Annotated in this window: 10 protein-coding genes; all 10 read left to right on the forward strand. The window is 58.7% G+C overall.

All coding sequences use genetic code 11. The features are described from left to right. Positions 1 to 361: 361 nt before the first annotated feature. Entirely contained in the window at positions 362 to 3,370 is a 3,009-nt protein-coding gene (locus tag DWZ15_RS05465) for a glycoside hydrolase family 2 TIM barrel-domain containing protein (RefSeq protein ID WP_118449843.1), read from the forward strand. Positions 3,371 to 3,373: 3 nt separating this feature from the next. After that, positions 3,374 to 3,829, forward strand: coding sequence for a hypothetical protein (locus DWZ15_RS05470; protein ID WP_117736198.1), 456 nt, complete (start codon positions 3,374 to 3,376; stop codon positions 3,827 to 3,829). A 153-nt stretch (positions 3,830 to 3,982) separates the two neighbouring features. Beyond that, positions 3,983 to 5,446: an amino acid permease gene (locus DWZ15_RS05475; protein ID WP_118449845.1), complete on the forward strand. Its 1,464-nt coding sequence runs from the start codon at positions 3,983 to 3,985 to the stop codon at positions 5,444 to 5,446. 420 nt (positions 5,447 to 5,866) lie between these two features. Beyond that, positions 5,867 to 6,115: an HPr family phosphocarrier protein gene (locus DWZ15_RS05480; protein ID WP_117634215.1), complete on the forward strand. Its 249-nt coding sequence runs from the start codon at positions 5,867 to 5,869 to the stop codon at positions 6,113 to 6,115. Between the two features lie 185 nt (positions 6,116 to 6,300). After that, positions 6,301 to 6,543 (forward strand): FeoA family protein, encoded by a 243-nt coding sequence (locus DWZ15_RS05485; protein ID WP_231500839.1) that lies wholly within the window; start codon positions 6,301 to 6,303, stop codon positions 6,541 to 6,543. A 39-nt stretch (positions 6,544 to 6,582) separates the two neighbouring features. Next, on the forward strand, positions 6,583 to 6,804 hold the full coding sequence (locus DWZ15_RS05490) for a FeoA family protein (protein ID WP_006234774.1): 222 nt from the start codon (positions 6,583 to 6,585) through the stop codon (positions 6,802 to 6,804). A gap of 123 nt (positions 6,805 to 6,927) precedes the next feature. After that, positions 6,928 to 9,255 carry a ferrous iron transporter B gene (locus DWZ15_RS05495; RefSeq protein WP_118449847.1) on the forward strand — a complete coding sequence of 776 codons (2,328 nt, stop codon included), beginning with the start codon at positions 6,928 to 6,930 and terminating at the stop codon, positions 9,253 to 9,255. 175 nt (positions 9,256 to 9,430) lie between these two features. Then, positions 9,431 to 9,631, forward strand: coding sequence for a hypothetical protein (locus tag DWZ15_RS05500; RefSeq protein WP_117634210.1), 201 nt, complete (start codon positions 9,431 to 9,433; stop codon positions 9,629 to 9,631). Between the two features lie 102 nt (positions 9,632 to 9,733). Next, positions 9,734 to 11,683, forward strand: coding sequence for an NAD(P)/FAD-dependent oxidoreductase (locus DWZ15_RS05505; protein WP_118449849.1), 1,950 nt, complete (start codon positions 9,734 to 9,736; stop codon positions 11,681 to 11,683). Between the two features lie 367 nt (positions 11,684 to 12,050). Continuing rightward, the gene (locus tag DWZ15_RS05510) at positions 12,051 to 13,304 is read left to right on the forward strand and encodes an ATP-binding protein (protein WP_158555275.1); all 1,254 of its coding nucleotides are present in this window, start codon (positions 12,051 to 12,053) and stop codon (positions 13,302 to 13,304) included. Positions 13,305 to 13,366 lie beyond the last annotated feature (62 nt).

The raw sequence follows: 13,366 nt of genomic DNA on the forward strand, positions 1-13,366 counted from the left end.
ATGCGGTCGATGTTGTCACTGATACGGGCTGGTGCGGATACAGCTTACTATAGTGCACCTGAACAGCGTTCATGATATCCGGTGACCGGTGTCGTTTTGCAACCAAGCCGCAATCGAATACGTCTCGTGTGGGTGAGATATCAGCGGGCGTGGCGGTTGCCTACGAGCTTAAGAACGATGTTTTGCGTTGAGTTTCGATATTCAGGGTGACATAAGTGTCGCGGTTGTACAACCGGTTGCACCGTTAATCCGGCCAAATCGACCGTTCAGCGGACAACCGGTTGCACAGTTTTTTGCATCGCCCGTAAGATAAGGACAACCGGTTGCACAAGAATCACTACGATGACGAAGGAGCATCACCATGGACGCCATTAACGATTGGGAAAACCAAGCGCTCACCCACAGGAACCGCCTGGCACCCCATGCGTACTTTATGGGTTATGAGACCGCCGATCTCGCTGCTACGTACAGCCGCGAGCTGTCGCGCGGGTTTGTCCAGCTGTCTGGCTCGTGGCAGTTCCGCCTCTTTGAGGGGCCTGCTGCCGTCTCCAACGAGGAGCTCTCCACGTACAAGTCCGAGTGGGATCACGTGGAGGTTCCGCACCTGTGGCAGGTAGACGGCTATGGCAACCTTGCCTATACCGACGAGGGTTTCCCGTTTCCGGTGGATCAGCCGTTCGTTCCCTCCGACGACCCCACGGGCGTCTACCAGCGCATCGTCAACCTTCCCGCCGTTCCTGCCGGCGCCCGCGAGATCATTCGCTTCGACGGCATCGAGAGCTATGGCGAGCTGTACGTCAACGGCCAGTTTATCGGCATGACCAAGGGCTCGCGTCTGTCCGCCGAGTTCGACGTGACCGACGCGCTCGTCGAGGGCGACAACCTGTTTGCGGTCAAGGTCCTGCAGTACAGCGATGGCAGCTATATCGAGGATCAGGACATGTGGTGGGCTTCGGGCATCTTCCGCGATGTGTACCTTATGCAGCGTCCCGCCGCGCACCTGGTCGACTTTAGGTTCCGCACGCACCGCGAGGGCGATGCCGCTCTGATCACGCTCGATACGGTGGCCGAGGGCGCTACCCGCGTCGTGTTTACGCTCAGCGATGGCGAGAACATGGTCGCTACGGGCGAGTGCGTCGACGGCCATGCCGAGTGCAGCGTTGCCGATGCCCACTTCTGGAACCCCGAGGACCCCTTCCTCTATGACCTTACGTTTGAGGTCTACGACGGTGACGAGGTCAGCGAGTACGTTCCGCATCGCCAGGGCCTTGCCGAGGTGACGGTCGAGGGCAATCATATCTACCTCAACGGCACCTACTTTAAGATGCATGGCGTCAACCGCCACGATCACGACGATCACAAGGGCCGCGCCGTGGGCCTCGATCGCATGCGCCGTGACCTGGAGCTCATGAAGCGACACAACATCAACGCGGTGCGCACCTCTCACTATGCCAATGACCCGCGCTTCTACGAGCTGTGCGATGAGTATGGCATCATGCTGGTCGCCGAGACCGATATGGAGAGTCACGGCTTCGAGAATATCGGCAATATCGCCCTGGTCACCGACAACCCGGCATGGGAGCCGGCCTACGTCGACCGAATTGAGCGCCTGGTGATGCAGGAGCGCAACCACGCCTGCATCATTATGTGGTCGATGGGCAACGAGAGCGGCTATGGCTGCAACATCCGCGCGATGTACGCCAAGGCTCACGAGCTCGATGATCGTCCGGTCCATTACGAGGAGGACCGCAACGCCGATACCGTCGACGTCATTTCCACGATGTACTCCCGTGTGTCGCAGATGAACGACTTTGGTGAGCATCCGTTCCCCAAGCCGCGCATCAACTGCGAGTACGGCCACTCCATGGGCAATGGCCCCGGAGGCCTGTCCGAGTACCAGGAGGTCTTCGATCGCTGGGATTGCATCCAAGGCCAGTTTATCTGGGAATGGTGCGACCACGGTTTGGCTGCTGTGACCGAGGACGGCGTTGCTTACGATATGTATGGTGGCGACAACGGCGATTACCCCAACAACAGCAACTTCTGCATCGATGGCATGGTGTTCCCTTGGCAGCAGCCGAGCCCGGGCCTCACTGAGTATGGCCAGGTCATCTGCCCGGTTCGCATGGCTTATGACACCGAGGCGGGCGAGCTGACCGTCACGAACAAGCGCTGGTTTACTACCCTCGAGGATGTCTGCCTGTCGGCGGAGACCCTGGTAGACGGCGATGTAGTGTGCCGCAAGACGCTTATGCCCGGCGCGGTGGCTCCCGGCGAATCCGTCCAGCTGCCACTGGTGATTCGCGAGGCCGCGGTAGGCGAGACCCTGCTGACCGTGTGCGCCTACACCATGGCGGCTCACGCCTGGTGCGAGCCGATGTTCCAGCTGGGCGCAAGCCAGTTTGCCATCGCAAACCATCCGGCGCCGGCCATCGCCGCCCCCGCTCGTCCTGAGCTTACGGTCGAGGAGACCGAGCAGGAGATCCGCATTCACTCCCTCAACGGCGAGCTGACCTTCAGCAAAGTCAACGGTACCGTGAGCGAGTGGAAGGCATCCGGCCGCGACGTAATGGCCTCTGGTCCCCAGGTTGGTTTTTGGCATCCGCTCGTCGACAACCACGCTCAGGAGTATGACTCCCTGTGGAAGGACAACTTCATCGATGTGATGCAGACGTCTACCCGCAAGGTTTCTTGGAAGCAGGACGGCAATGCGGTCGTCGTTACCGTGAGCCAGCGTATCGCTCCTCCCGTCCGCGCGTTCGGCATGCGCGTCGAGCTCGTCTACACCGTGCTTCCGAGCGGTCGCGTCGACCTCAAGGTTTCCGGCGAGCCCTACGGCGATTACTCGGATATCATCCCGCGCATCGGCATCTCCTTCGAGGTCCCCGGTTGCAATCGTGCCGTCGAGTGGTATGGCCACGGCCCGGGCGAGAACTATCCGGACTCGCTGCGCGCCAACCCGGTCGGTCATTACCGCACTACGGTCGACGACATGTTTACGCCCTACGTTATGCCTCAGGACTGCGCCAACCGTGAGGGTACCCGCTGGGTTGCCCTGCGCTCCAGTCACGGTGACGGCGTGTTGGTGACTCGTCCGGCTGATGCCGCCTCCAACCCGTTCTCGTTCTCGGCATGGCCCTATAGCTGCGAGGCAATCGATAACGCCAAGCACGTCTACGACCTTGTCAAGGGCGATACGGTCACGGTCAACATCAACGACCAGCTGCTCGGCCTTGGCTCGAACTCTTGGGGTTCCGAGGTACTCGATTCCTACCGCACCCGTTTTGAGAGCTTCAGCTTTGAGGTGTCCCTGCGACCGCTGACGTCTGCCGATCTGGCTCAGGCGCTGGCACCCATTAAGGAGGCATAAGTCATGCATGTCTTTAACTCGCGCGCCGATTTCGACGCTCAGATGAAGTCTGTCAAGAAGTGGATGCGCACCGGCCAGGCGCTCGATGGTGTTGCCGACCTGCAGCACGACGTGGCGTACTCCATCGGCGACTCGTTGGTGTACTGGTGGGTGAACGCCCACGAGGCAGCTACCGCCGATCTGGTCGGTCACCGTCGCTACCATGCCGTGCTCGCCCCGCTCGACGGCGACCTGACCGTCGAGGTGGCTTCCAAGACGGATCTTACCTGCACGCGCGCCTACAGCGATATCGACGATCGCGAGCGCTTTGAGGGTACGGGGGAGACCGTGACGATTCCCGCCGGCGGCGTTGCCGTCGTCGAGATCGACGAGGCCTACCGTGTCGTGGCCGATGCCGCGGATCCCCGCGTCGTGGTACTGCACGTGACGGTTGAAGGTTATTCCTTCCCCAACAAGTAGTATTCGTCCGTTTGGACGTTTGCTTCGCGCCGTTAAGGGGGATGGCTTTGTTGACTCCCTTTTCCCCATTCCCCTTAGCAGGTGCGCCGTCCACGATTGCGCTTGCAGTCCGGACGGTTTTAGATGAGATATAACGGATGATTGGGAGGGCTTATGAGCTCTGAAAAACGAGGAACGATCGGTTCGTTCGCTCTGCTGGGCATGACGGTCGCCGCCGTGTTCGGTATCAAGAACATCATCAACAACAACGCGGCCATCGGCTTGGCAGCTGCGCCGTCGTTCTTCTTCGCCACGCTTTTGTACTTTGTCCCCTATACCCTGGTTACCGCTGAGTTCGTCGGCCTCAACAGGGACTCCGAGTCTGGCGTATACGCATGGGTTAAGACCTCGATGGGTGGTCGCTGGGCGTTCCTGACGGCATTTAGCTACTGGTTCGTTAACCTGTTCTACTTTGCGTCCGTCCTGCCCAACGTCATCATTTACGCGAGCTACGTGTTCTTTGGTGCCAATGCCGAGCTCTCGCAGCTGTGGATCACCATTATCGAGATCGTCGTCTTTGCTGTCGCCACGTGGGTTTCGACCAAGGGCGCTAAGTGGATCGGCTCCATTTCCTCCTTCGGCTCGACCGCGGCTCTCGGCCTGACTGCCGTGTTCATCTTGCTGTCCCTGGCTGCTGCCTTTGGCGGCGTCGAGTTCGCTACGGCTCCTACCCCCGCTAACATGGCTCCCGACATGAGCAACTTCGCAACTATGTGGGGCTTCTTCGGTACGCTTGCCTGGATCATCCAGGGCGTTGGCGGCGCTGAGTCTGTCGGCGTGTTCCTTAACGACCTTAAGGGCGGCGTCAAGGCCTTCGTGCGCACCGTCGTTATCGCCGGCCTGACCATCGGCCTTCTGTACGCAGGCGCTTCGCTGCTGGTCAACCTGTTCATTCCCGAGGGCGGCGTTGCCATCTCCACCGGTATCTTCGACGTATTCGGCGCTGTCTTTGCCCACTTTGGCATTCCCATGGAAGTGTCCACGCGCGTCATTGGCCTGATCCTTCTCGCTGCCACGCTGGGCTCCCTCATGATGTGGACCTCTGCTCCCATCAAGGTCTTCTTCACCGAGATCCCCAAGGGCGTCTTTGGTAGCAAGATCGTCGAGCTCAACGAGCACGGCATTCCCGCCCGCGCCGCTTGGCTGCAGTTCGCCATCGTCGTCCCCATCCTGATCATCCCGGCCTTGGGATCTGGTAACCTCGACGACCTGCTCATGATCGTCACCAACATGACGGCTGCCACTGCTCTGCTCCCGCCGCTGCTGATCCTGCTTGCCTACTTTATGCTGCGCAAGAACTTCGACGCCGCTCCCCGTGACTTCCGCATGGGCTCGCGCAGCTTTGGTCTGGTCGTTGCCGCATTCCTGCTTGTGGTCTTCTGCTTTGTGCTTGTCTGCGGCACCATCCCGCTCGATCAGCCGCTGTGGCTGACGCTGGTCTACAACGTTGGCGGTGTGGTTGTCTTCCTGGGCCTTGCCGTGATGTGGTACAACCGCTATATCAACCGCCTGCGCGAGACCGATCCCGAGGCCGCCGAGAGCGAGCTGCGCCCCTCCGTCCTCGATATGATGGAGTAGCGGCTAGGATTAATCTACGGCTGTGGAATAAATCGATTCCCTTTCCTAAGGAGGGGCCTTACGAGGCCCCCCCCTTGTGTTTTGGGGCATTGTTTTGGACCCCGTGGTCAAAAAATGCCAAATATGAGTACCGTTGCAAAAGAGGTGTCATATTATTCGGCCTGTTCTGAGCAAAAACAGGCTCAAAATCAATTTATATAACCCCCTTTAAAGGGCGTTTGACGGCTTTCAACCTCTTCGAATCGCTCAAAGTAGGCAATTTGCTCTCGATTTTGCTGCTACTAAATTGGTGACAGTACTCATATTTGCCACTTTTTGCCCACGAGGTGTTCAGAGGAGCTCTCGACAAGCATCTAACGCTACAATAACTACCACGTGGCTGGGTTTGCCGGCCGAATGTGCGATGCCGTGGGAGGGGACATGGTCGAGTTTACAAAGACGATTAAAGATCCGTTGGGACTGCATGCCCGCCCGGTTGCGCTGCTCTATGACATAATTGCCAAGCATCGTAGCAACGTATCGGTCAGCATCGGCGATCGCCATACCGACGGCCGCGATGTAATGGGGCTCATGGCTCTCTACGGCGAGTGCGGCGAGGACATCATCTTCCGCATTTCGGGCGTAGACGAGGCCTCGTGTGTCACGTCGATCAGAAACCTCTCCCTCTAAACGCAACAATGTGACAAAGGGGCTGTCCCCTTGTCACACCTGTTTCATATGGGAAACTTTTTCGAAAACTGAATAGGGACCCTTTCCAAAAAGTTAACCACGTGCTAGTTTACTGTAGCGAACATAGACGTGGTTAACTTTTGCTGCGTCGATGTTGAGGACGAACTGACGTTAGGAGCACACTCATGTCTTGCGGACCGCAGATGCCGGCCATGCCGCTTTCGATGGTGAAAGCGGGCGAAACCGTGCACGTGTCTCGTGTAAAGGGCAATGAGGACATGAAGCACCACCTCAAGGACCTCGGCTTTGTCGAGGGCAGTGAGGTTCACGTGGTGAGCTCGAGTGGCGCCAATATCATCGTCACCGTGCTGGGCGCACGCTTTGGTATCGATACCAAGGTCGCCATGCACATCATGACCGTCGGTTAGTTCGCAGCATTTCATAAAAGCTGAAAGGGGGAAAAGAATATGAAGACGTTGGGTGACGTTAAGGTGGGCGAGAGCTCTACCATCGTCAAGCTTCACGGCGAGGGCGCGCTTCGCCGTCACCTTATGGACCTGGGCCTCATCAAGGGCACTTCGTTCAAGGTCGTTAAGGTTGCACCGCTCGGAGATCCGGTCGAGATCAACGTGCGCGGCTACGAGCTTTCCATCCGCAAGGAGGAGGCTGCCGTCGTCGAGGTCCAGTAAGGGCCCGCGGCAACTATTTATGCAGATAAAGTTAGGTTTTTCTAACTTAAATTTGCAATGTTGAAGCACATTATCCAGCCCGTGCGGAGAAAGCAGCGCGGGCACACAAGGAAGAAGGATTGAATGGCGGATTCTCAGATCCATGTCGCGCTGGCGGGTAACCCCAACTGCGGCAAGACCACGCTTTTCAACCTGATCACCGGCGCCAACGGCTACGTTGGCAACTGGCCCGGCGTCACGGTTGAGAAAAAGGAAGCCAAGCTCCTGAGTGACAAGAACGTCACGATTACGGACCTCCCCGGCATCTACTCGCTTTCCCCCTACAGCCCCGAGGAGCAGTGCTCGCGCGACTACCTCATGAGCGGCGAGCCCGATGTCGTTGTCCAGGTGGTCGATGCCACCAACCTCGAGCGCAACCTGTACCTGGCGCTTCAGGTTATCGAGACCGGCCTGCCCGTGGTCGTCGCCCTCAACATGGCCGACCTGGTCGAGAAGAACGGCGACAAGATCGACACGGACAAGCTTTCCAAGAAGCTCGGTTGCCCGGTCATGATGATCTCGGCCCTTAAAAACAAGGGTATCAAGGAGCTGTTCGAGCAGGTCAAGAAGTCTGCTGCTTCCAAGGGCCAGGTGCCGGAGCACAAGTTCGATTCCTCCATCGAGGACGTTCTGGACCACATCGAGAACAACCTGCCGGCGAGCGTTCCCGCCAACAAGCGTCGCTACTACGCTGTCAAGCTGTTTGAGCGCGACGCGGACGCCTGCAAGCTCATCAACCTCACCAAGGAGAAGGCCGCTCGCGTCGAGCAGCTGGTCGCTCAGTGCGAGCAGGATTGCGACGACGACGCCGAGTCCATCATCACCGGCGAGCGCTATAGCGTGATCGCCCACATTATCGACGAGTGCATGACCAAGGCTCCGGCCAAGATGAGCACCTCCGAGAAGATCGACCGCGTGGTTACCAACCGTATCCTGGGCCTGCCGATCTTTGTGGTCATCATGTTCTGCGTGTACTACATCGCCGTTTCCACCCTGGGCGGCACGGTGACCGACTTCACCAACGACCAGCTCTTCGGCACCGACGGCTGGTACGTGCTCGGTCAGGGTCGCGACGCCTATGACGCAGCTGTTGAGGCTGCGGGCGACAACGCCGACTCGGTCGATCCAGCACAGTACGGCCCCTATGTCCCGGGTATCACCACCGCGGTGCATGACGCTCTCGTGGCGGGCGGTACCGAGGACGGTGGCCTCGTCGATTCGCTGGTCTGCGACGGCATCGTGGCTGGCATCGGCGCCATCATGGGCTTCGTCCCGCAGATGTTCCTGCTCTTTGTGATGCTGTCCTTCCTGGAGGACTGCGGCTACATGGCCCGCGTCGCCTTCATCATGGACCGCGTGTTCCGCCGCTTTGGCCTGTCCGGTAAGTCCTTTATCCCCATGCTCGTGTCCTCGGGCTGCGGCGTCCCCGGCGTCATGGCCACCAAGACCATCGAGAACGAGAAGGACCGCCGCATGACGGTCATGACCACCACGTTTATTCCCTGCGGTGCCAAGCTGCCGATCATCGCCCTGCTCATGGGTTCCATCATCGGCGATTCTTCCACCACCGCCGCATGGATCAGCCCGCTGTTCTACTTCTTGGGCGTCTTTGCCGTCATCGCCTCGGGCCTCATGCTCAAGAAGACCAAGCTCTTCGCCGGTCGCCCGACGCCGTTCGTTATGGAGCTTCCCGCCTATCACTTCCCGGCAATCCGCTCTTGGGCGCTGCATGTATGGGAGCGCTGCTGGGCCTTTATCAAGAAGGCCGGCACGGTCATCTTTGCGTCCACCGTCGTCGTTTGGTTCCTCTCCAACTTTGGTAGCTACAACGGCGCCTTTGGCTACCTGCCTTCCATGGAGGGCATCCCCGAGGAGTTCATGGATTACTCCGTGCTTGCCATGTTCGGCAACCTGGTCGCTTGGATCTTCGCCCCGCTCGGCTTTAGCACCTGGCAGGCCACCGCACTGACCGTCTCGGGTCTCGTTGCCAAGGAGAACGTTGTCGCCACCGCCGGCTCGCTGCTGTCCGTTGCCGACGCCGGCGAGACCGACCCGAGCCTGTGGACCGCGTTTGCGGCTATGTTCCCGACCATGGGCGCTTGCGTCGCCTTTGGTGCCTTCAACCTGCTGTGCGCTCCGTGCTTTGCCGCTATCGGCACCATCCGTAACCAGATGAACTCCGGTAAGTGGACCGCGATTGCCATCGGCTACGAGTGTGCCTTTGCTTGGGTCATCGGCCTGTTCATCAACCAGTTCTATAACCTGCTTGTTCTTGGGCAGTTTGGTATCTGGACGGTTGTGGCCATCGTGCTGCTGGCTGCGATGCTCTTCCAGATCTTCCGTCCCATGCCCAAGCATGCTTGGACCGACGAGGACGAGACCAACACCTCTTCCGCCGCAGTTTCCGCTTAAGTCCAAATAAGGATTAGCCCCTTTCCACGAGCCCGGGTGTCCCAGCGACACCCGGGCTTTTTGGTGAGGGAGATGTGGCGTTTCCGCAGATAAAACCGACCAAAATAAACCTGCCCCTTTTTGGTAGGTGGAGAATGGGGTAAAGTAAGTGATGGTTAACTAGAGGAGGCTTGCTATGGCACCTATCGATATTGTTGTACTGGCTGTTATCGGCATTGCGTTTGTCGCCGTGTGCGTGCGCATTTATCGTAAGGGCACTTGCGCCGACTGCGCTCAAGGTGGCGTTTGCACGGGACATTGTTCCAATAAAAAAACCTGCGCCGCGCTTAAGGGCGTGGACAAAATTGCCGAAGACCTGGGCCGCGGTATTCATTAGCCGACCGGCGTTTGGGTATGTTTGACTGCGGATACGGCAGTTGCTGATACGATATGTACGTTAGCAACTGCCGCCGAGCGGCTCAAACGAAAGGAACCCTGTATGGAGTCCTCCGCCTATCCGATGCTCTTTAGCCCGATCAAGGTCGGTACAACCGAGGTCAAGAACCGCGTCTTTATGCCGCCGGTATCTACCAACCTGGCCGATCATGGCTATGTGACCGACGACTTGGTCGATCATTACCGTGCCCGCGCCAAGGGCGGCGTGGGCCTCATCATCACCGAGGTCGTGACGGTCGAGCCTACCTATACCTATCTGCCGGGTGACATGTGCTGCTACGACGACACGTTTATCCCCGGCTGGGAAAAGCTCGCCGCGGCCGTCCACGAGTACGGCTGCAAGATCATGCCGCAGCTCTTCCACCCCGCCTACATGGCCTTTAACATTCCGGGCACGCCTCGCCTGATCGCTCCGTCCTTTGTGGGCCCGTCTTACGCCCGCGAGGCACCGCGCCCCATCACGGTCGACGAGATCCACGAGCTCACGCACCAGTTTGGCGACGCCGCCGTGCGTATGCAAAAGGCTGGCGTCGATGGCGTCGAGGTCCACGCGGCGCACGCCCACGGCATGCTCGGCGGCTTTTTGACCCCGCTCTACAACAAGCGCACCGACGAGTACGGCGGCTCGCTCGACGCCCGCATGCGCTTCCTGCTCGAAGTCATCGCCGAGATTCGCGAGCGCTGCGGCAAGGACTTTATCATCGACGTCCGCATTTCGGGCGATGAGTACACCGATGGCGGCCTGACCCTCAACGACATGATCTACGTCTCGCGTCGCCTGGAGAAGGCCGGTGTCGACATGATTCATGTGTCGGGCGGCACCACCATCAAGCGCGGCTCTGCGATTCCCGCCGCCGGAACGCAGCAGGCCTCGCACGCCGCCTGCTCGCGCGAGATCAAAAAGCACGTCAACATTCCCGTCGCCACCGTCGGACGTATCAACGAGGCCTGGATCGCCGAGGAGCTGATCGAGGACGGCGCTGCCGACATCTGCATGATGGGCCGCGCCAATCTGTGCGATGCCGAGTTCTGTAACAAGGCCGCTGCCGGCAACGCCGATGATATCCGTCCCTGCATCGGCTGCCTGCGCTGCCTGAACGGCATCATGTTTGGCAAGCGCATCTCCTGCACCGTCAACCCGGACGTGGAGCGCGACGAGGCCGGCTACGAGCCTGCCGCCGAGGCCAAGAACGTACTGGTTGTGGGCGCTGGTCCTGCGGGCATGGAGGCAGCCTACATTGCCGCCAAGCGCGGTCACAATGTGGTGCTCGTGGATAAACAGGACGAACCGGGCGGCGAGATGCGCATCGCGGCCGTTCCGCCGGCAAAGCAGGAGCTCACGCGCGTGATCAAGTACCAGTATCGTCGCCTGGCCGAGGCCGGCGTGAAGTGCGTATTTGGCACCGAGCTTACTGCCGAGGACATTCAGAGCGATTACGCCGGCTACGAGGTTGTCCTGGCTTATGGCGCCGAGCCCATCGCTCCGGCCTTCATGCAGGGCTTTAAGCAGGTTATGACGGCCGACGACCTGCTGGGCGGCAAGGCTTTCCCGGGTAAGAAGATCGTCATCGTGGGCGGCGGCACCGTTGGCTGCGAGACGGCCGATTACCTGGCCCCGTTGGTCAACGACCTTTCGCCGGCCAATCGCGACGTCACCGTTATCGAGATGACCAAGACGCTCGCCGCCAACGAGGGTGGTGCCGGTCGCGCGGTGCTCATCACGCGCATGCTCTCCAAGGGCGTCCACGTGCTGACCGAGGCCAAGGTGACCGAGATCACCGAGGATGCCATCAGCTACGAGAAGGATGGCGAGGCCCACACCATCGCCGATGCCGATACGCTGGTGCTCGCCATGGGCTATCGTCCCAATACCAAGTTGGCCGACGACCTTGCCGCTGCCGGTATTGCCACCCACGTGCTGGGCGATGCCAACAAGTGCGGTAACATCCGCGATGCCATCGGCGATGGCTACAAGGTTGCCTGCGAGCTCTAGTCAACCCCTTGTTGCGTGGGGGCAGGTTACTTTGCACCAACTTGGTGCATGTAAATCTGGCCCCATTGCACCATTGCGGCTTCATGGAGTAGCGCCCGTACGCATCGAATTTCTCCTCTCATAGATGTGCGGCACGAAGAGCCCCGAGTTCATACGAGCTCGGGGCTCTTTTCGTTTGGATTGCAGGCGTATTGACAGACGAAAACAGTCTGTGTCCGGTATTGAGCCATACGAAAGCGAAATTATGCGTCTTAATTCCGTACGCAAATAAAGACGAAAACCGTTTGCGTCTTTGATAAATCAGTACGCAAACGGTTTTCGTCTTATAATACGGTTATGAATGGTACGAAACGAGAGGGTTGTGCATATGGTTGTTAGAGAGAACCCTACAGTCGAATACAAGGAAAGCGTTACGCCGACGTTTCTTAAAACGGTGAGCGCCTATGCAAACTACGGGACGGGCAAGATTGAGTTTGGCGTTGATGACGAGGGCGTGGCTGTCGGCCTTGCAGATCCGGTCGCAGAGTGTCTCCGCATCGAGAACATGATTAATGACAGCTTGGATCCCGCTCCCCGTTACACGCTCGAGCGCGATGAGAAACACGGGACCGTAATCCTTACGGTTTATGAGGGCCAGGACAAACCCTATCGAAGCAAGGGAAAGGCCTACAGGCGAAACGATTCGGCAACGGTGGAGGTCGACCGGTTTGAGTATGGCAGGCTGACGCTCGAAGGCAGCAACGTAACGTTCGACGCGCTCACGTCGGCTCGCCAGGACTTGAGTTTTCACACGCTCGAGCATAAGTGTGTTGAACATCTCGGCATTTCCGAGCTAACGCCGGATATTATGCGCACGCTTCGCTTGCTCGGCAAAGATGGCTATACCAACGCTGCGGCGATTTTGGCGGATAAGAATGATTTTCCGGGCATCGACTGCGTCCGTTTTGGCGAAACCGAGGATGTGATCTTGGACCGTGAGACGGCGACAAATGTATCCGCAATTGAGCAGGTGGACAGGGCGGTGGCTATGTTTGCACGCTACTACCGTTTTGAGCGTATCGAAGGGATGGAGCGCGTCCAAACCGATCGAATTTCTCTTGAGGCATTCCGCGAAGCTGTTGCAAACGCTTTGGTGCATCGGACGTGGGACGTTCGAGCGAATGTTCAAATTGCCTTGTACGACGATCGTGTTGTTGTGACTTCGCCCGGATCACTGCCTGCCGGTTTGACGACGGAACAATACCTGTATGGGCAGATATCCGTGCTCAGAAACCCAATTGTCGCCGAGGTCTTTTTAAAGCTGGATTACATCGAGAAATTTGGCACGGGAATCGCGCGCATTAGACGTGCCTATCGCGATTCGATCAATCAACCAATTTTTGATGTTCGCGGCGGCATGGTGGCCGTCACATTGCCCGCTACCGATGCCTTTGAAGGGTCCGAGGAAGAGATTCGGGTTCTCAATGCCTTGTCGGGCGGGCGAATTATGTCGCGAAGCGAGATTGAAAAACAGACGGGGCTGAGCCGCATGCGGACGTTGGCGGCACTCGAATCTCTGCTTGAACGGAATGCAATCGTAAGGCAGGGAACCGGGCGGGCCACGAAATACGAGCGCTCATAGTCCAAAAGAGCCATGGTACAAGACGGACCCCAAGCCAGCGTTGGCTTGGGGTCCGTTATATC

The organism is Collinsella sp. AF29-7AC (assembly GCF_003475665.1).
Lineage (GTDB): Bacteria > Actinomycetota > Coriobacteriia > Coriobacteriales > Coriobacteriaceae > Collinsella.